This window comes from Kribbella sp. CA-247076 (assembly GCF_050942445.1).
Taxonomy (GTDB): Bacteria; Actinomycetota; Actinomycetes; order Propionibacteriales; family Kribbellaceae; genus Kribbella.
Map to the genome: position 1 here is coordinate 1652217 of NZ_CP192051.1, position 18435 is coordinate 1670651.

At 69.7% G+C, this 18435-nt stretch carries 20 protein-coding genes and 1 pseudogene; 12 read left to right on the forward strand and 9 right to left on the reverse strand.

The window, feature by feature from the left end:
• Positions 1 to 127: 127 nt before the first annotated feature.
• The gene (locus tag ACQPYZ_RS07895) at positions 128 to 1036 is read right to left on the reverse strand and encodes a LysR family transcriptional regulator (protein ID WP_433166727.1); all 909 of its coding nucleotides are present in this window, start codon (positions 1034 to 1036) and stop codon (positions 128 to 130) included.
• A gap of 74 nt (positions 1037 to 1110) precedes the next feature.
• Between ACQPYZ_RS07895 and ACQPYZ_RS07900 the strand changes: the two genes are divergently transcribed.
• Positions 1111 to 2019, forward strand: coding sequence for an EamA family transporter (locus ACQPYZ_RS07900; protein WP_433166729.1), 909 nt, complete (start codon positions 1111 to 1113; stop codon positions 2017 to 2019).
• On the opposite strand, the gene ACQPYZ_RS07905 is transcribed toward ACQPYZ_RS07900, so the two are convergent.
• The 3 genes from ACQPYZ_RS07905 to ACQPYZ_RS07915 are packed head-to-tail and all read right to left on the reverse strand — an operon-like array spanning position 2005 to position 4416.
• The gene (locus ACQPYZ_RS07905; RefSeq protein ID WP_433166731.1) at positions 2005 to 2646 is read right to left on the reverse strand and encodes a flavin reductase family protein; all 642 of its coding nucleotides are present in this window, start codon (positions 2644 to 2646) and stop codon (positions 2005 to 2007) included. The genes ACQPYZ_RS07900 and ACQPYZ_RS07905 overlap by 15 nt on opposite strands.
• A 34-nt stretch (positions 2647 to 2680) precedes the next feature.
• Positions 2681 to 3385: a TIGR03943 family putative permease subunit gene (locus tag ACQPYZ_RS07910; RefSeq protein ID WP_433166733.1), complete on the reverse strand. Its 705-nt coding sequence runs from the start codon at positions 3383 to 3385 to the stop codon at positions 2681 to 2683.
• The gene (locus ACQPYZ_RS07915; protein WP_433166734.1) at positions 3382 to 4416 is read right to left on the reverse strand and encodes a permease; all 1035 of its coding nucleotides are present in this window, start codon (positions 4414 to 4416) and stop codon (positions 3382 to 3384) included. The genes ACQPYZ_RS07910 and ACQPYZ_RS07915 overlap by 4 nt, the downstream gene beginning before the upstream one ends.
• 198 nt (positions 4417 to 4614) lie before the next feature.
• Between ACQPYZ_RS07915 and ACQPYZ_RS07920 the strand changes: the two genes are divergently transcribed.
• A complete protein-coding gene (locus ACQPYZ_RS07920; protein ID WP_433166736.1) occupies positions 4615 to 5781 on the forward strand; it encodes a serpin family protein in 1167 nt (388 codons plus the stop codon).
• Here ACQPYZ_RS07920 and ACQPYZ_RS07925 read toward each other — a convergent pair.
• The gene (locus tag ACQPYZ_RS07925; RefSeq protein WP_433166738.1) at positions 5756 to 6310 is read right to left on the reverse strand and encodes a TetR/AcrR family transcriptional regulator; all 555 of its coding nucleotides are present in this window, start codon (positions 6308 to 6310) and stop codon (positions 5756 to 5758) included. The two genes, ACQPYZ_RS07920 and ACQPYZ_RS07925, sit on opposite strands and share 26 nt — an antisense overlap.
• Positions 6300 to 6716 carry an SRPBCC family protein gene (locus ACQPYZ_RS07930; RefSeq protein ID WP_433166740.1) on the reverse strand — a complete coding sequence of 139 codons (417 nt, stop codon included), beginning with the start codon at positions 6714 to 6716 and terminating at the stop codon, positions 6300 to 6302. Before ACQPYZ_RS07930 ends, ACQPYZ_RS07925 begins: the two co-directional genes overlap by 11 nt.
• 83 nt (positions 6717 to 6799) lie before the next feature.
• On the opposite strand from ACQPYZ_RS07930, the gene ACQPYZ_RS07935 reads away from it, so the two are divergent.
• The 4 genes from ACQPYZ_RS07935 (at position 6800) to ACQPYZ_RS07950 (ending at position 10389) form a co-directional block, all read left to right on the forward strand.
• On the forward strand, positions 6800 to 6994 hold the full coding sequence (locus ACQPYZ_RS07935; RefSeq protein ID WP_433166742.1) for a hypothetical protein: 195 nt from the start codon (positions 6800 to 6802) through the stop codon (positions 6992 to 6994).
• Positions 6995 to 7106: 112 nt separating this feature from the next.
• Positions 7107 to 7949: a nitrilase-related carbon-nitrogen hydrolase gene (locus ACQPYZ_RS07940; RefSeq protein ID WP_433166744.1), complete on the forward strand. Its 843-nt coding sequence runs from the start codon at positions 7107 to 7109 to the stop codon at positions 7947 to 7949.
• 25 nt (positions 7950 to 7974) lie between these two features.
• A complete protein-coding gene (hydA, locus tag ACQPYZ_RS07945) occupies positions 7975 to 9381 on the forward strand; it encodes a dihydropyrimidinase (protein WP_433166746.1) in 1407 nt (468 codons plus the stop codon).
• 12 nt (positions 9382 to 9393) lie between these two features.
• A complete protein-coding gene (locus ACQPYZ_RS07950) occupies positions 9394 to 10389 on the forward strand; it encodes a TIGR03842 family LLM class F420-dependent oxidoreductase (RefSeq protein ID WP_433166748.1) in 996 nt (331 codons plus the stop codon).
• 5 nt (positions 10390 to 10394) lie between these two features.
• On the opposite strand, the gene ACQPYZ_RS07955 is transcribed toward ACQPYZ_RS07950, so the two are convergent.
• Complete coding sequence (locus ACQPYZ_RS07955) at positions 10395 to 10799, reverse strand: cytidine deaminase family protein (protein ID WP_433166750.1); 405 nt, start codon at positions 10797 to 10799, stop codon at positions 10395 to 10397.
• Complete coding sequence (locus ACQPYZ_RS07960; protein ID WP_433166752.1) at positions 10796 to 12064, reverse strand: ABC transporter substrate-binding protein; 1269 nt, start codon at positions 12062 to 12064, stop codon at positions 10796 to 10798. Before ACQPYZ_RS07960 ends, ACQPYZ_RS07955 begins: the two co-directional genes overlap by 4 nt.
• Positions 12065 to 12802: 738 nt before the next feature.
• Here ACQPYZ_RS07960 and ACQPYZ_RS07965 point away from each other — a divergent pair.
• Positions 12803 to 13333 (forward strand): annotated as a pseudogene (locus ACQPYZ_RS07965) (MFS transporter); the annotation flags it as partial.
• Between the two features lie 63 nt (positions 13334 to 13396).
• Here ACQPYZ_RS07965 and ACQPYZ_RS07970 read toward each other — a convergent pair.
• Positions 13397 to 14443, reverse strand: a complete 1047-nt coding sequence (locus tag ACQPYZ_RS07970) for a carbohydrate kinase family protein (RefSeq protein WP_433166754.1) — start codon at positions 14441 to 14443, stop codon at positions 13397 to 13399.
• Positions 14444 to 14551: 108 nt separating this feature from the next.
• On the opposite strand from ACQPYZ_RS07970, the gene ACQPYZ_RS07975 reads away from it, so the two are divergent.
• The 5 genes from ACQPYZ_RS07975 to ACQPYZ_RS07995 all read left to right on the forward strand — a co-directional run bounded on the left by ACQPYZ_RS07975 (position 14552) and on the right by ACQPYZ_RS07995 (position 18426).
• Positions 14552 to 14953: a hypothetical protein gene (locus ACQPYZ_RS07975; RefSeq protein ID WP_433166756.1), complete on the forward strand. Its 402-nt coding sequence runs from the start codon at positions 14552 to 14554 to the stop codon at positions 14951 to 14953.
• Positions 14946 to 15110, forward strand: coding sequence for a hypothetical protein (locus tag ACQPYZ_RS07980; protein ID WP_433166758.1), 165 nt, complete (start codon positions 14946 to 14948; stop codon positions 15108 to 15110). The genes ACQPYZ_RS07975 and ACQPYZ_RS07980 overlap by 8 nt, the downstream gene beginning before the upstream one ends.
• A 184-nt stretch (positions 15111 to 15294) precedes the next feature.
• Positions 15295 to 15984, forward strand: a complete 690-nt coding sequence (gene ftsE / locus ACQPYZ_RS07985; protein ID WP_077013482.1) for a cell division ATP-binding protein FtsE — start codon at positions 15295 to 15297, stop codon at positions 15982 to 15984.
• Between the two features lie 15 nt (positions 15985 to 15999).
• Positions 16000 to 16911 (forward strand): permease-like cell division protein FtsX, encoded by a 912-nt coding sequence (gene ftsX, locus ACQPYZ_RS07990; RefSeq protein ID WP_433166760.1) that lies wholly within the window; start codon positions 16000 to 16002, stop codon positions 16909 to 16911.
• Positions 16912 to 16998: 87 nt separating this feature from the next.
• The gene (locus ACQPYZ_RS07995; protein WP_433166762.1) at positions 16999 to 18426 is read left to right on the forward strand and encodes a M23 family metallopeptidase; all 1428 of its coding nucleotides are present in this window, start codon (positions 16999 to 17001) and stop codon (positions 18424 to 18426) included.
• The last annotated feature ends 9 nt before the right edge of the window (positions 18427 to 18435 follow it).

Below are 18435 nucleotides of genomic sequence, written 5' to 3' on the forward strand. Positions count from 1 at the left end.
CTGCCTCCTACTGCGTCGGGGCGGGGACGAAGCAAGAAATCGTTAGGAAGGTTTCCTATTAGTTCACCGGAACCTAGCGTCTGCCGCGGAACGCTGTCAACCGGTCGCGCAAGGTGATCGCCTGCGATCAGGCCGTGTCGCGGTGCGGCCAGGCGGACTCCAACGTGGCCAGCGTGACCGCGATCGCCGGCCGCCGGGCGGTCGTCGTCCGCCAGACGGCGTACAGGCGGCGGCTCGGGGCGGGCTGGAGCGGTACGGCGACGACGCCGTCGGGGATCGTGCCCCGGCCCAGGCGGGGGAGCAGGCCGATGCCGATGCCACGGGCAAGCATCGCCAGCTGGGTCTGGTACTCCGCGACCGAGTAGGCGACGTCCGGCTCGACGCCGGCCCGCCGCATCGTCCGGATCAGCCACTCGTGGCAGATCGAGCCGGCCGGCTGGCAGATCCACCGCTCGCCGACGAGGTCCTCCGCGCGGACGAACTCCTTGCCGGCCAGGCGGTGCGACGCAGGCACCAGGACGTCGGCCGGATCGGAGCCGAGCTTCACCCGGGACAGCCCCTCGGGCAGCGTGAGCGGCGTGTTCTGCCAGTCGTGCACGACCGCGACGTGGATCTCGCCACGGTTGACCGCGGCAACGGCCTCGAACGGGTCGACCTCGGTGACACGGACGTCGAGGTTCGGGTTCTCGTCGATCAGCATCGCCAGCGCGGCCGGCAGCAGGCCGCGGGCCGCGGTCGGGAACGCCGCAATGGTCAGCGTGCCGATCGCCTGGCCGCGCTGCTCCTCCAGGGTCAGCTCGGCATCCTCGACCAGCTCGAGCACCCGGGCCGCGGTCGCCGCCAGCTGCTGGGCCGCGTCGGTCAGCACGATGCCCCGGCCGCGTCGCTCGACCAGGACGGTGTGCGTCTCCCGCTCCAGCTTGGCCAGCTGCTGCGACACCGCGGACGGCGTGTAGCCGAGCACCTCGGCCGCGCGGTTGACCGACCCGTACTGGGCGACGGCATGCAGGGCGCGGAGCCGGCCGAGGTCGATCATGTAGCACTCCTACATCGAAGGCGGTAGCAATCAGTGCTGGTCCTTAAGTATAGTCCCCGCCCAGACTGGACCGCATGACACCTCGTGACCTGCTGCTCGCGCTCGCCGTCGTCGTCGCCTGGGGCGTGAACTTCGTCGTCATCGAGGTCGGCCTGGAGAACTTCCCGCCGCTGCTGTTCTCCGCGCTCCGCTTCTTCCTCGCCGCCGTCCCGGCGATCTTCCTGCTCGGCCGGCCGCGGGTGGCCTGGCGCTACGTCGTCGGCGTCGGGCTCGCGCTCGGGGTGGCAAAGTTCGGTCTGCTGTTCATCGCGATGGACCGTGGCGTCCCGGCCGGCCTGTCGTCGCTGGTGCTGCAGAGTCAGGTGATCTTCACGGTCCTGTTCGCGATCGTCGTCCTGCGGGAACGGCCGCGGTCGACGCAGGTCGCCGGGATCACGATCGCCTGCGTCGGCATGCTGCTGATCATGCTCGACCGCGGGCTGTCGGCCCCGCTCGGCGCGCTCGCGCTGGTGATCGCGGCCGGCGCCTGCTGGGGTGTCTCGAACACGATCACCCGGCACGCGAAGCCGCAGGACACGCTGCGGTTCATGGTCTGGGTGAGCGCGGTGGCCGTCGTACCGCTGCTCCTGCTGTCGCTGATCGTCGAGGGGCCGCGGGCCGACGTGGACGCGCTGCGGAGCATCGACCTGACCGGGGTCGGCGCCCTCGGGTACCTGGCCTTCGTCGCGACGCTGTTCGGCTTCGGCGTCTGGGGCTACCTGCTCCGGCAGTACGACGCGAGCACGGTGGCGCCGTTCTCGCTGCTGGTGCCCGTGGTCGGGATGGGCGCCGCCTGGCTGCTCCGTGGCGAGGCGATCGGCGTCCAGCAGGCTGTCGCGGCCGTCCTGATCATCGGCGGGATGGCCTGCACGGTGGTCCGCCGCCGGCCACCGCGGACGGCGGCGGCCGGCGAACGGATCCTCACCGGGTCAGTTGGCCGGTAGCGGGAGCGGCATCGGCGGCATCTGCCACCCGCGCGCGAGCGAGGACGCGTACGCCGGTGCGCCGCCGGCGAAGTACTCGGTGAACTTCATGATCAGCGGATCCCAGCGCAACGGGTCGATGTAGCGGTCGTTGCTCATCAGGAGATCCTCGCGGACGTGCACCCGTTCGACCTTCATCTCGAGCGCGCGGAGGTTCGATCCGTCGCCGCCCACCTCGAAGATCGTCTCGATCCGGCCCTCGAGGTTGATCGGGCTCTCCAGGACGGCGTCCACGTCGACCAGGTCGCTCGGTGCGCGGGTCAGCCCGGCGGCGCCGAACTTGTCCGGCTCGTACCGGTAGCCGCGGGCGCGTTTGGCGTCCGACATCTCGGTCGAGCCGGTCAGCAGCGCGATCCGGTCGAGCGCGGCGACCATGGCCGGGTCGACCAGGTTGAGCACGGCCTCCGGTCGCTCGGTCAGGTTCTTCACCGTCTGCGAGCTCGCACTCATCCCGAGCATCGCGGTGTACCCGAGCCACCAGGCGGACGACATCGGGCCGAGGTTCGTGCTGCCGTCCGGGTTGCGGGAGCTGATCAGGACGACCGGCGTACCGAAGTACAGGACCTTGGGTTCCACAGTTCGCTTCACGGGAGTGGAACGGTGGCGGGCGAGGTTGTGTGAGCTACTCGTAGGGGTTGGCGGGGGCGGCGACGGTCGTGATCGTCTCCACGGTGAGGGCGGCGACGTCGCCGTCGGCCCGCTTGGTCGGCTCGGCCCACTCGCCGGTCACGGTGACCCACTGGTTCTTGGGCGGGGCCTCCTGACCACGCGCCTCGACCATGAACGCCGTACCGTCGGCGACGCAGCAGGTCATGCCGATGCGCGTCACGTACCAGGTGCCGTTCTGCGCCGGGGTGACGAAGCCGGTCAGCTGGAACGCGCGGCCCTTCATGCTCTCCTTCTCCCACACCGCCCAGACCGAGTAGTCCCGGACGGCCAGCGGCACCGGGGCGTCGCCCTGGGAGTTCTTCGCCAGCCAGGAGTTGCTCTTCGGGTCCGCCGGTTTGGCCGCGACCGGCGACTGCCGCTGGGCCGCGTCCGCGCCGAGCGCCGGCGGGTCGACCACGAGCAGCGCGAAGATCGGCACCAGCAGCAACCAGGCCGCCCGCGGGAGGCCGTGGTGGCCGTGGCCGTCGTCGGCGTGCTCCTGCTTGCGGGTGTCCGCGAGGACGTCGTACACCGCGAGCGCGATCAGGATCAGCCCGGCCGCGAGCAGCATCCACCGCATCCCCGGCTTCACGTACCGCAGGTAGGTGTTCGAGATCGCGAGCTGCACCACCGCGGCTCCGACGAACACCACCACCAGCCCGGCGACGTTGCGCCTCACAACAACCACCACCCGACGAGGAGACTGGCCAGGATCGCGACCACGAACGTGGCCGGCGCGAACCGGGCGGCGAACTTGGCACCGAAGGTGCCGGTCTGCAGAGCGATCAGCTTCACGTCCACGATCGGCCCGACCACCATGAACGCCAGCTTCGCGGTCAGCGAGAACTGCGTCAGGCTGGCCGCCACGAACGCGTCCGCCTCCGAGCAGATCGCGAGCAGTACGGCGAGCAGCCCGAGGATCACCACCGACAGCAGCAGGTTCCCGGCCACGTGGTCGAGCCAGCTGCGCGGGACGACGACGTTCAGCGTGGCCGCCGCGGCCGCGCCGATCACGAGGAACCCGCCGGCGTGCAGGAAGTCGTGCAGCATCGCCGACCGGAACACCTCGAACTTCCCGGTCCCGTCGGTGTGCCGGTTCTTCGGCATCCGCAGCCACGAGGCGCCCTTCCCGGTGGCCAGGAACAACCAGCCGAGGACCATCGACACCCCGAGCGAGGTCACGGCCCGGGCGACCACCACCTTCGGCTGCCCCGGGAACGCGACCGCAGTGGACGCGAGCACGACCGGGTTGATCGCCGGCGCGGACAGCAGGAACGCGATCGCCGCGGCCGGGGTGACACCGCGGCTCATCAACGCGGCCGACACCGGCACCGACGCACACTCACAGCCCGGCAGGACGACGCCGGACGCGCTCGCGACCGGGACCGCGAGGACCGGCCGCTTGGGCAGCGCCTTCGCGAAGAACGACGGTGGGATGAACGCGGTCAGCGCGGCAGACAGCAGCACGCCGAGGACCAGGAACGGGATCGCCTGGACGGTCACGCCGACGAACATCGTCGCCCAGGTGCGGATGCCCTCGTCGGTGAACCAGCCGGCGAAGAGCTTCCGGCCGAACAGGGCGAGGCCGACGAGCAGGACCAGCGTCCCGGTGAACGCGATCGAGGAGCCGGTCGGCTCCTTCTTTTCCGCGCCGTCCGGGTCAGGCGGGTCGGAATCGACAGGCGGTGGGGCGGTCGGATTGGCCGTCATGGGCGGAATCCTGACACAACGCAGTGCGCCCGGACGAGAACTCACCGCAGCCGTGAAATGAAAATCAGCGTCATCCCGGGAAATAGTCGCGGATCGCCAGGCCATCACAATCGCCGGTCCGGGCGCCCGGCACGGGGGACGGGGCCGGCGCGGCGGCGATTGTGATGGCCCTGGGGTCCGGCATGGCAGGGTGGAGGTATGGATGCCGACCCTGAGTCCGCTGTGGTGCACGCCGTCAACGACCTCACCGCCCGCTGGGCCCGCGAGCTCCCCGACGGCAACACCGTCGTGTCCGGCCTCGGGCTGTGGCCGCTGCTCGCGCTGCTCGCGACCGCCGCGGACGAGCCGGGCCGCGGTGAGCTGGCCGCGGCGGCCGGGATGGACGCGTCCGCGGGCTCGCAGCAGGCGCTGGAACTCGTACGCGCGATCGAGGGCTCGCAGGATCTGCACGCGGCGCTCGGCGTCTGGGTGCACGAGCAGCTGAAGCTGGCGGAGTCGTTCGACAGCGTGCTGCCGGCACCGCTGGTCGGCAAGCTGGTCGGCGACGCGTCGGCCGACAAGCCGAAGCTCGACGCGTGGGCCGCCGAGCACACCGACGGCATGATCCGCGAGATGCCGATCGAGGTGACGCCCGACCTGATGCTCGTGCTCGCCTCGGCGCTGTCGCTCCGGACGACCTGGGTGACCCCGTTCAAGGAGTCGGTACGGCGGTTCTACGACGGCCCGTGGTCGGGCGGGTCGTGGCACTGGCTCGAGCGGGTCGACGGCGAGCTGGACGCCGTACGCCGGTACGACGACCTGACTGTGGTCACCGTGGCCGGCGATGCGGATGTCGACGTACTCCTGGGGATCGGAGGATCGCAGACCGACGTACTGTCAGGGCTGTTGCAGGTGCAAGGCGAGGGTGTGCCGGGGAGTCGGCTGATCGAGCAGGGAGAGCCGGGGGCGGAGGTCGCGCCCGGGGTGAAGGTCGGGCAGACGACCGCGCCGCGGCCGGATCTGAAGCTGTCGCTGCCGTCGTTCAGTGTCGAGGCGGAGCACGACCTGATGGCGGCCCGCGAGCTGTTCGGGCTGAGCACCGTGTCGACGGATCCGGGCGCGCGCGGTCACTTCAGCGCGATCAGCCCGACGCCGCTCGCCGTGGGGCAGGCCAAGCAGAAGGTGCTCGCGCGGTTCTTCGCCACCGGGTTCGAGGCCGCGGCGGTGACCGCGATGGGGTTGATGCGGACCGCGATGCCGACCCAGCAGGCCCGGCGGCTCGAGGTGACGCTCGACCGGCCGTTCGGGTTCGTCGCCGTACTGCGGAAGTCGCGGCTGCCGATCGTGGCCGGATGGGTGGCTACGCCGACCGAGCCGGGAGATTGAACAGCTGGTTGAGCAGCGCGGACGCCTCGTCGACCGCGTCCCGGTCACCGGTGAGCAGCAGGTCGAACAGAAGGCCGCGGGAGGCGGCGAGGCCGAGGCGCGCGTACGTCGGCGCTCGGTCGGGCGGGATGCCTGCCCGGACGCACAGCTCGGTCAGCGGCGGGAGCCAGACGTTGATCAGATCGGCCTTAAGGGCGGCGGTGTGCGGCCGGTCCTGCATCGCGTGCGCGCTCAGCTCGAAGAACAGCGGGCCGTAGACCAGCGTGGCCTCGGTGACGCGCCGCCAGAACAGGTCGGCCTGCTCCTCGATCGGCAGGTCCTGCGCCATGACGTCGGCCAGCATGTCGCGCTGCTGCTGCTCGACGGTCCTGACCACCTCGGCCAGCAGGCCCTCGCGGGAGCTGAAGTGGTAGATCAGCATCCGGTGACTGGTGCCGATCGCGGTCGCTATGCCCCGCAGGCTCGCGTCGCCGATGCCGTTCTTGGCGAAGTGCTCCACGGCACCGGCGAGCAGCGACTCACGACTCACTGACTTCCTTCAGCTTCTCGACCTCGGTCTGGATGTAGCGGCGAGTGAGGCCGGCGTACAGCTTGCCGAACAGCCAGCCGAGCGGGCCCTCCTGGATGACAATGGCGGTCGCGACCGTGCCCTCCGGCGTACTGACCACCCGGTGGCCGCCGGTGGTCCGGATCCCGGGTGCTCTCGAGACCCATTCGAAGTACTCGCCCTCCTTGAGCTCGGTCACCTCCCAGACCGCGACCGGAAGCTTCGGCTGGCGGATCCGCGTCCGGGCGCCGACGTGGATCCGGCCCTCGTCGAGCCGCTCGACGGACTCGATCGTCGGCGTCCACTCGGGCCACCGCTCGACGTCGCTGTACACCTGCCACACCCGCTCGGGCGCGGCCTGGACCGTGATGGAGTGATCGAAGCGCATGTACCAAATGGTACATCAGGTCTTCGTGAGGTTCTCCGGGCGGTCCGCGGTCCTGGACACGTCGCCAGGTAGGGTCTGGGGCCATGGCTGAGCAGAACGTCCCGCACAACGTCGAGAACGAGCAGGACCCGGGCGCGAACACCCAGATGTTCCGCGCCTTCGTGAACGAGGGCCAGGCCGAGGCGACCACCGAACCCAAGCTGAACGGCCGCATCCTCGCGATCGTCCTGGCCGCCGTGGTCCTGATCGCCGTCGTCGCCGCCATCACCGTCTTCTGACCCCGGCGGACCTGCGTCCGCCCCGGACCACCACGCACGATCCTCAGGCATCCGTTGACGGGTGTGGGGGAGCGGATGGAGCATGGGTGCTCGGCTAGTGGTGGGAGGGCTGATGGCGGAGGTTGTGCGGGCTGCGTTGGTGCAGACGTCGTGGACGGGTGACAAGGAGTCCATGATCAAGGCGCACGAGGAGTACGCGCGGCAGGCGGCCGCGGCCGGTGCGCGGGTGATCTGCTTCCAGGAGCTGTTCTACGGGCCGTACTTCTGCCAGCTCCAGGACGCCAAGTTCTACGAGTACGCCGAGTCCGTGCCGGGCCCGACGACCGAGCGGTTCGCCGCGCTGGCGGCCGAGCTCGGGATGGTGATGGTGCTCCCGGTGTACGAGCAGGAGCAGCCGGGCGTGCTGTACAACACCGCCGCCGTGATCGATGCCGACGGCACCTACCTGGGCAAGTACCGGAAGAACCACATCCCGCAGGTGAAGGGGTTCTGGGAGAAGTTCTACTTCCGGCCCGGCAACCTCGGCTACCCGGTGTTCGACACCGCGGTCGGCCGGATCGGGGTCTACATCTGCTACGACCGGCACTTCCCGGAGGGCTGGCGGGCGCTCGGGCTGGCCGGCGCGAAGATCGTGTTCAACCCGTCCGCGACCCACCGCGGCCTGTCGTCGTACCTGTGGCAGCTGGAGCAGCCCGCGAGCGCGGTGGCGAACGAGTACTTCATCGGCGCGATCAACCGGGTCGGGATCGAGTCCGACTACGGCGAGAACGACTTCTACGGTTCGTCGTACTTCGTCGACCCCGAGGGCAAGTTCGTCGGCGAGCTCGGGCACGACCACGATCCGGAGCTGATCGTCCGCGACCTGGACCTGAGCCTGCTGGACACGGTCCGCGACCGCTGGCAGTTCTACCGCGACCGCCGCCCGGACGCGTACGGCGACCTGACGAAACCGTAACGTTCGACACCAGGGGAGCGCGGACATGTCGTTGCTGGTCAAGGGTGGGACCGTCGTCGGGCCGACCGGGACGCAGGTCGCCGACGTCCTGGTCGAGGGCGAGAAGATCGTCGCGCTGCTGGACCCGGCGTACTCCGGGACGGTCACCGCCGACGAGGTGATCGACGCCGCGGGCAAGTACGTGATCCCGGGCGGGATCGACGCGCACACGCACATGGAGCTGCCGTTCGGCGGCACCGCGGCGAGTGACACGTTCGACACCGGCACCCGGGCCGCGGCCTGGGGTGGTACGACGACCATCATCGACTTCGCCGTCCAGCGGACGGGTGAGGTCGTCCAGGACGGGCTGGCGGCCTGGCACGCCAAGGCCGACGGCAACTGTCACATCGACTACGCGTTCCACATGATCCTCGGCGGGGTCGACGACGACTCGCTGAAGGCGATGGACCAGTTGGTCGCGGACGAGGGCGTGACCAGCTTCAAGCTGTTCATGGCCTACCCGGGCGTGTTCTACTCCGACGACGGCCAGATCCTGCGGGCGATGCAGACCGCCCGGGACAACGGCGCGATGATCATGATGCACGCGGAGAACGGCATCGCGATCGACGTGCTCGTGCAGCAGGCGATCGCCCGCGGCGAGACCGACCCGATCTACCACGGCATCACCCGGCCGGCCGCGCTGGAGGCGGAGGCGACGAACCGCGCGATCGCCCTCGCCGAGGTCGCCCAGGACTGCCCGCTGTACATCGTCCACCTGTCGGCAAGTCAGGCCCTCGAGCACGTCGCACAGGCCCGGGACGCCGGCCGGAACGTGTTCGCCGAGACCTGCCCGCAGTACCTCTACCTCACCCTGGAGGACCAGCTCGGCGCGCCCGGTTTCGAGGGCGCGAAGTGGGTGTGCTCGACGCCGCTGCGGAGCAAGCACGAGTCGCACGCCAAGGACCTGTGGAAGGGGTTGCGGAGCAACGACCTGGCGATCGTCTCGACCGACCACTGCCCGTTCTGCATGAAGGACCAGAAGGAGCTCGGGCTCGGCGACTTCTCCAAGATCCCGAACGGGATCGGCGGGGTCGAGCACCGGGTCGACCTGATCTACCAGGGTGTGGTCGACGGGCAGTTGTCGCTGGAGCGCTGGGTGGAGACGATCGCGACCACGCCGGCCCGGATGTTCGGGCTGTACCCGCAGAAGGGGATCGTCGCCCCGGGCTCGGACGCGGACCTGGTCGTCTACGACCCGAACGCGACCACGAGGATCAGCGTCGACACCCATCACATGAACATGGACTACTCGGCGTACGAAGGGGTCGAGATCCAGGGCCGGGTGGGCACCGTGATCTCGCGCGGTGAGGTCATCGTGGCCGACGGCAACTACCATGGCCGGAAGGGCCGCGGCAGGTTCCTGCGGCGCGGCCTCTCGTCGTACCTGCTCTGAGAGGGGGAGACCGTGGACTTCGGAGTGGTGTTCCAGTGTGATCCGCCGGCGTCCGCGGTCGTGGAGCTGGCGCGGACGTCGGAGGAGGCGGGGTTCGACTACGTCTGGACGTTCGACTCGCACCTGCTTTGGCAGGAGCCTTTCGTCATCTACAGCCAGATCCTCGCCAGCACCGAGCGGGTGATCGTCGGCCCGATGGTGACGAACCCGGGCACCCGCGACTGGACCGTGATCGCGTCCCAGTTCGCCACCCTGAACGAGATGTACGGCAACCGGACGATCTGCGGGATCGGCCGCGGCGACTCCGCGTTGCGCACGCTCGGCTGCAAACCCGGCACGATCGAGGACCTGAAGCACTGCGTCGACGTGGTCCGGTCGCTGGCCCGCGGCGAGACGGTCGAGTACCGCGGCCGGCAGCTCAGGTTCGCCTGGGTCGAGAACGGCGCGCTCGACGTCTGGGTCGCGGCGTACGGTCCGAAGGCGCTGGCCGCGACCGGTCAGGTCGGCGACGGCTACATCCTGCAGCTCGCCGACCCGGACATCGCCGCGTGGATGATCGCCGCGGTACGCCGTTCCGCCGAGGACGCCGGCCGGGATCCGGCGGCGATCAGGTTCTGCGTCGCGGCCCCGGCGTACGTCGGCGACGACCTCGACCACCAGCGGGACCAGACCCGGTGGTTCGGCGGCATGGTCGGCAACCACGTCGCCGACATCGTCGCCCGCTACGGCGCGTCCGGAGCGGTGCCGAAGGCGCTGACCGACTACATCGAGGGCCGCAAGGGCTACGACTACTCCGAACACGGCCGCGCCGGCAACACCCACACGACGTTCGTCCCGGACGAGGTCGTCGACCGCTTCTGCATCCTCGGCCCACCCGAGAACCACGTCACCCGCCTCGCCGAGCTGAAGTCGCTCGGCGTCGACCAGTTCGCCGTCTACCTCCAGCACGACGCCAAGGAGGAGACCCTCGAGGCCTACGCCAAGGACGTCATCCCGTACGCCCGCTGACTCGCTCAGGGCTCCCAGCGATAGGCGCCAGGGAGCAGATCGGTGGCGAGGACCGAGCCGAGGCCTTCGTCGGTCGGCAGGATCACGCGCATCCGCGGGTGGTAGTCGACGAAGACCTGGCGATCCCGGCCGCACGGGCCGACGACGCCGCGGCCTTCGTTGCCTACGGCCACGATGGTGGTGAGCTCGCGGGCGCCGTCGGCGCGGGCGCGGCCGAGGGCGACGAGCTCGGCGCACGGGCCGCCGGTGAAGTGGTAGAGGTTGATGCCGGCGTACAGCCGCCCGTCCACGCCCCGTACGGCGGCGCCCATGGTGTAGACGCCGTCAGGGCCGTCGGTATTCGCGTCGACCGTCCGCCGGGCGAGCTCGATCAGCTCGCGGTCCTCGTCGGTCAGCGGCTGCACGATCATCCGGCGATCCGCTTCAGCTCGGCCTCGGCGACCGCCTTGACCTTCGTGATCTCGGTCGCCGGGTCGCTGCCGTTGCGGATGATCCGGTTGAGGGCGTCGGAGTACGCCGTAGCGGACTTCGGGGACCACAGCAGCGGGGTCTGCGCCCGGCCGTTCTCGTTCACGAACTTCACCGCGTCCGCGGCCGGGCCGGCCTTCAGCTTGTCCGCCCGGCCGGCCAGGCTCTTGCGGGCCGGGATGTGGAAGCCGTACGCCTGGGCGAAGTCGAGCTGCTTGTCGGTCTGGTCGACCCACAGCCACTTGACGAACTTCTTCGCGGCGTCGACGTTCTTCGACTTCGCGTTCACCATCGAGCCGTACGCGCCGACCGGGACACTCGGCTCGCCGGTGGTCGCGGACAGCCTCGGCCAGGGCAGGACGCCGAAGTCGTCCGCGAGGGCCTTCTCGATCGCCGGCAGGGTCCACAGGCCGGTGAACTGCATCGCGGTCAGGCCCTGGGTGAACGCGGACGGGTCGGACCAGTCGGTCGGTGCCCCGAGCAACAGACTCTTCGAGGTGAAGAGCTCGCGCAGCTTGCGCAGCGACTCCACGGCGGCCGGGTCGTCGAAGCCGAACCTGTTGTCGTCGGTGAGATAGTCGAGTCCGGCCGACCAGAGCGCCGGACCGCCGAGGATGCCGACGCCGCCGTCGTTCCCGACGAACAGCCCCTTCACCTTGTCGTTGGTCAGCGTCTTCGCGGCCGCGAGCAGGTCGTCGACCGTCTGCGGCGGCTGGACGCCGGCCGCGTCGAGCAGGCTCTTGCGGTAGACGAGCAGCTGCATGTCGGTCACCTGGGGGATCCCGTACAGCTTGTCCTGGTACGTCATCCGGGTGATCAGCGACGGCGTGAAGTCGGCCTTGGTGGCGTCGTCGAGCAGGTCGCTCAGGTCGACCACCTGGTTGCCCTTGATCATGTCGATCGTCGGGCCGTTGCCGTACTCGAAGACGTCCGGGCCCTTGTCGGTCAGCAGCGCGGCCGAGGTCTTCTGGTCGTAGTCGCCGGGCGACCACTGCACGGAGACCGTGGCGTCCGGGTACTCCTTCGCGTAGCGCTCGACCGCCTGCTGCGTGCCGGCCTCGCCGTACTGGTGGTACCACTGCGACAGCGCCGGCTTGTCCCCGCCCGACCCGCCGTCGCCGGACTCGCGCCCGGTGTTCGAGCCGCACCCGGCGACCGCCATCGCCGCCAGCCCGCCACCCATGGCCAGCAACCGTCGCCTGGTCACGCCCGCATCCGCCATCACGCCGTACCTCCGACTCCGGTGCGGTCCCACAGCCCGCACTCACCGCCTGACACTACGACGATCCGGTGGGGTATGCTCATCGGCATGTTCGCTCCCCGTGCCTAGACACGGCTCCTGCCTCTGCGCAGTCCGAGCCGTTGTCCGTCGTGACTCTCCAGGAGCGTTCTCATGTCCGGCACAAATCGTGCCGGGAGCTACCGTGACGTGCTGCTGTTGCCGTCCGCGCTGCGCACTTTCGTGCCGGCGCTGATCGGCCGGCTGTCGTACGGTCTGCTCCCGCTGTCATTGCTGTTCACCGTCCAGCAATCCACCACCTCGTTCGCGACGGCCGGTGCGGCGGTCGCGTTGTTCGGCCTCGCGTCGCTGTCGATGCCTTACAAGGCGCGGCTCGTCGACCGCTTCAGTCAGCGGCGCGTGCTTCCCGTCCTCGCGGTCGGTTGCGCCGCCTCGCTGATCGTCGTCGCCTTCGTGAGCGCGAACCTCGCGGTCGTCGCCGCGGCGGGGCTGCTCGCACCACCGCTCGGTCCGTCGATGCGGTCGAACTGGCGGCTGCTCACCGAGGGCTCGACGCTGAAGGAGCGCGCCTACGCCCTCGACGCGGTCTGCGAGGAGTCCCTCTTCCTCGGCGGCCCGCTGCTGGTCGGCGTGCTGATCAGCGTCGTGTCCGCCCCGGCGGCGCTGACCTGCTCCGCGGGCCTGATGCTCGTCGGCACCATCGTCATGGTGACCAGTCCGGTCACCCGGCACACGGTCGGGGCCCCGCCGGCCCGTCACCCTCTCGGTCCGCTGGTCATCCCGGGGTTGCGCCGGATCCTGGTGGTCATCCTGGCCACGGCGTCCGGGATCAGCGTCGCGTACCTGTGCGTGGCGGCCACGGCCGCGCGGGCCGGCAGTCCGGGCGCGGCCGGGTACGTCGAAGCCGCGATCGGACTCGGTAGCGCGGTCGGCGGGCTCCTGTGGGCTCGCCGCAATCACAGGCGCTCGTGGTCCACCCAGCTCGGCGGGCTGATCGCCGTACTGGCTCTGGGGCTGCTCGCCGCCTCGTTCGCGACCAACCTGGTCGTGCTCGGCATCGTGATGGCGGCTGCGGGTGTCGCCGTGGCGCCGATCTTCGTGGTGTCCTACCTGGCCGCCGACACCGTCACCCCGGAGTACCAGCGCACCGAGGCGAGTACCTGGATCAACACCGCCAACAACCTCGGCAGCTCGGCCGGATCGGCGCTCGCCGGGCTGACGATCGAGCGGACCGCGCCGTCCCACGGATTCTTGGCGGGCGGCGTACTGCTCGTACTCGTTGCCGCCGCCGTCTGGGCGTCAGGCGTCGGAAAGGCGGGCGATCGTGGCGGAGGCGCGGCGGACGATCGGGACCGGGCCCTCGGGGAGGACGTCGCCGACGAAGCTGTAGTGCCGCAGCAGGTCGGGGTCGATCCCGCCGGGCCGGTGTCGGCTGTGGTCGCGGACCCAGTCGATGATGTCGCCCCAGCCGGGCGCGGCGAGCGAGCCGCCGAAGTGCTGCACCGAGAGGCCCGCGCACAGGTTGCCGAAGGCCAGCCGGTGGGCCAGCGGCCATCCGCGTAGCGTGCCCAGGACGAGCGAGGCGAGGAAGACGTCGCCGGCCCCGGTCGGGTCGTACGACCGCACCGGCAGCGCCGGCACCTGCTCCTCCTCGCCGGTGGTCGAGTCGATCGCCAGTACGCCGTCCGCGCCGTTGGTCACGACCGCGAGCGGCACCCGCTCGGCCAGCTTGTGCAGAGCCGCCTTGGGCGTGTCGGTCCGGGTGTAGGCCATCGCCTCGCCCGCGTTCGGCGTGAATGCGTGAAAACCGTCCAGTACGTCGAGTACGGCGGGGGACCACTGGTCGGTGGGGTCCCAGCCGACGTCGCCGAACATCAGCGCCCCGGACCGCATCGCCTCGATCGTCCAGCCCGGCAGCTCGTCCTCGACCGGCACGATCGCGGATCTGGTGTTCAGGCCCGGGCCGACCAGCTTGCTGGGGTCTCCGGGCGCCTCGTGGGCGTGCGTCACCATGGCCCGGTCGCGGTCGAGCGACATCGACACCGTCACCGGGGAGTGCCAGTGGCCGATCCGGCGGGAGTGCGACAGGTCGACGCCCTCCTGGTCGGCCAGGGTCCGCCAGCAGAAGTCGGCGTACACGTCGTCGCCGAAGACCGCGGCCAGGCCGGTCTTCAGGCCGAGCCGGCTGGCGGCGATGGCGAAGTTGGCGACGCCGCCGGGGCAGGAGCCCATCCCCTCGGCGAAGATCTCGGTCCCGGTGGCCGGGGCGGACTCCAGGCCGGTCAGCACGATGTCGAGGAACACAGTCCCCTGCACGAACACGTCGTAGCGGTCCGGCTCGTCCATCTCGGTGACACTGCCCCTCTGTCATTCTGACGATCTGTCGGTGGCGGGTGGGACGCTCCCTTCGTAGCATCATCGCCCGGTCACCACCATGGATTTGGGAGGACGCGTATGGACGGCGAGCTGTATCCCGTGATTCCGACCTGGATCGCGGTGATCGGCGTCGTCGCCACGGTCCTGAGTCCGTTCCTCGCGCTCGGCGGGGTCATGCTGGGTGCCTATCTGACCCGGAAGTCCGACCGCGAACTCGACGTCTGGCGGCACCGCGAGGAGACCATGCGGATGGTCCGCTGGGCGGTCGAGCAGATCCTCGAGGGCACCGATGCCGGGACGGACGCCGGCGTCGTCACGCTCCGCTCACTGATGCGGTCGGAGCTGTTACAACCGGAGGACTACGACCTGGTCGCCGCGCTGACCGCCTCCGTCGCGATCGACCGCGTCGGTCAGGCCGCGTACGCTGATATCGCGGAGTCGGATACCGAGGTCGTCGAGGGAGACAGTGCCCATGGCTGAGAAGAAGACCGTCAAGGTCTCCCGCCAGGCCGTCGAGCTGGCCCGGCTGCACGTCGAGGCAGCCCGCCGGGCCGGCCGCAAACCGGAGCCGGGCCTCGCCCGGATCGCCGACGCCCGGCCGGGGAACGGCAACGGCACGAGTCCGGCCCCCGCCTGACTCACTCGTTCGACCGCACGGACGCCGCGTTCCGGGTATCGGACGTGGTCGTACGGTGCGGCAGGTCTGGTCGGCGGCACGCCCAGGACCACTTAGACTGATCCGCGGCCGCTCCGGTGGCGTACGGTCTCCTGGTGGTTACCGCTGCGTCGCTCCCTGTTCCCGACCACGGCCGGATGATCCCGTGATCCGCTTCGAGAATGTGTCCAAGACGTACGAGGGCCAGTCCAAGGCCGCTCTGCTGAACGTCAACGTCGAGATCGAGAAGGGCGAGTTCGTCTTCCTGGTCGGCACCTCCGGGTCCGGCAAGTCGACGTTCCTGCGCCTGGTCCTGCGTGAGCACCGGACGTCCAAGGGTCACATCATGGTGGCCGGCAAGGACCTGAACCGGCTGGCCAGCTGGCGGATCCCGCAGATGCGCCGCCAGATCGGCACCGTCTTCCAGGACTTCCGGCTGCTGCCGAACAAGACCGTCGCGGAGAACGTCGCCTTCGCCCTGCAGGTGATCGGCAAGCCGCGCTCGCACATCCGCAAGACCGTCCCCGAGGTCCTCGAGCTGGTCGGCCTGGACGGCAAGGAGGACCGGCTGCCCGACGAGCTGTCCGGCGGTGAGCAGCAGCGGGTCGCGATCGCCCGGGCGTTCGTGAACCGGCCGATGATCCTGATCGCCGACGAGCCGACCGGAAACCTGGACCCCGGTACGTCGGTCGGCATCATGAAGCTCCTGGACCGGATCAACCGCACCGGGACGACGGTCGTGATGGCCACCCACGACGTGTCGATCGTCGACCAGATGCGCAAGCGCGTGATCGAGCTGGAGAACGGTCATGTCGTCCGCGACGAGTCGCGCGGCGTCTACGGCTACCAGCACTGAGACAGGGACTGAAGAATGCGCTTGAACTACATCCTCTCCGACCTCGGCATCGGCCTGAAGCGGAACCTGTCGATGACGATCGCGGTCGTCGTCACCATCTGGGTCTCGCTGTCGCTGTTCGGCAGCGCGCTGCTCGCCCGCGAGCAGGTCGAGCTGATGAAGGGCAACTGGTACGACAAGATCCAGATCTCGGTCTTCCTCTGCACCAAGGACTCCGGCGGCCGCGGCTGCTCCGGCACCGAGGTGACCCAGGAGCAGAAGAACCGGATCCGCCAGGTGATCGAGACGAACCCGGACACCGCCCCCGACGGCGTGTTCGGCGAGTCGAAGAAGGAAGCGTTCGAGCAGTTCAAGAAGCTGTACAAGGACTCGCCGATCGTCTCGACGGTCACCGAGGACCAGATGCAGGAGTCCTTCCGGGTCAAACTGAAGGATCCGCAGCGCTACCAGAACCTGGTCAGCGCGGTCGCCGGCCTTCCTGGCGTCGACACCGTCCAGGACCTCAGACAGTATCTGGATCCGTTGTTCAAGGCCCTCAACGGTTTGCAAGTCGGCGCACTGGTGGCCGCCGCGCTCCTACTGGTCGCCGCCCTGATGCAGATCTCCAACACGATCCGATTGGCGGCGTACGCCCGCAGACGCGAGATAGGCATCATGCGGCTGGTGGGCGCCTCGAACTTCTATATCCAGCTGCCGTTCCTGCTCGAAGCGGTCCTGGCAGCACTCATCGGCGCGATCCTTGCCTGCGGCACCTTGTGGGTCGGGGTGTACTTCGTGGTCATGCAACGGGCCCAGGAGACGTTCCGGGTCTGGCAGTGGGTCGGCGCCACCGAAACCTTCCGCGCCACGCTCATCATGGTCGTGGTCGGCCTGATCCTCGCCGTCGTCCCGACATTCCTGACAACGCGGAAATACCTCAAAGTCTGACCCGGGTGATCTATCGTGCGATAACAGGAGTAACAGCAATCACTCCTGTACCGCACGACAAGTGAACCCAGAGCAAGGGGTCGACCTGTGGTCCCGCACTTCCCCGGTGCGAACCCGCGTGAGCGGGGGAGCATCAAGCGAGACGACAGCACCGGCACCTCCGCGAAGCCGCGCCCGAACGCACGCACGAAACCGGGCCGGCAGACGGTCGTCGCCGCATGCTGCCTTGTCCTGTCCCTGTCCGCCGGAGTCCTGGCGGTGGTGTCGCCTGCCCAGGCGGACCCACCGGATCCAGCCGCGAAGAAGAAGCAACTCGACTCGCAGATCGACCAGTCCAAAGCCGATCTCGCCGCCGCGTCCGACCAACTCGGCAAGTCCGTTGCCGCGTACAACGTTGCCGACGCCAAGTACAAGGCCGTCCAGGCCCGGTACGCCGCCGCGCAGGGCCGGCTCGCGGCCGCGAAGGCCGCCGATGCGGTGGCCGCGAGCAAGCTCCGGGCCGCCGAGCGGTCGCTGCGCGCGGCCGTCGCCGACGTGGCCGCGGGCGAGCGGCTGATCGCCGAGAAGAAGGCGGTCGCGGGTCGTGCCGTCCGGTCGGCGTACCAGCAGCAGAACAGTCTGGTCGGGTTGTCCATCGCGCTCCGCGGTGCGTCGCCGGCCGACGTCGCGACCGGGATGCAGGTCCAGCGGAACGTGTTCGGCATCCAGGGCAACGCGATCACGAACCTGAACAACGCCCAGGCGCAGCTGGTCAGCAAGCGGGCCAAGGTCGCCAAGGCCGAGAAGGCCGCCGAGGCCGCCCGCGCCGAGGCGGCGCGGACGGTGCAGCAGGTGACCGAGCTGACCAAGCAGGTCGCCGCCGACCGGGCCGAGGCGGCCGTGGTCGCGCAGGCCAAGCTGGTCGCGTTCAAGGCCGCCGAGAAGGAGCGGGACACCGAGCAGGCGCAGTACAACGCGCTGCTCCGCGAGCGCAGCCGGGTCGAGCAGATGCTGATCGCCCGCGCCCGCGCCGAGAAGGCGGCCGCGGCCCGTCGCAAGGCGGCCCGGGAGAAGGCCGAGCGGGAGAAGGCCCGCAAGGAGGGTCGCCCGCCACGTCCGGTCCCGGACGACCGGGAGGACGACGGCCGGCTCAGCTACCCGGTCCGCAGCTACATCACGTCGCCGTTCGGCATGCGGTTCCACCCCGTCCTGCACTACTGGAAGCTGCACGACGGCACGGACTTCGGCGGCGGCTGTGGTACGCCGATCCGCGCGGCCGCGAGCGGGGTCGTCACGGACCGGTACTACAACGGCGGCTACGGCAACCGGGTGTTCGTCTCGCACGGGGTCATCGACGGCCACTCCGTCACCACGGTCTACAACCACCTGTCCCGCTACAAGGCCCGCGTCGGCGAGCGCGTCAGCCGCGGCGAGATCATCGGGTACGTCGGCACGACCGGCTACTCCACCGGCTGCCACCTGCACTTCATGGTCTACCAGGACGGCCGCGTGGTTAATCCGATGAAGTGGCTCTGAACTGTCTGA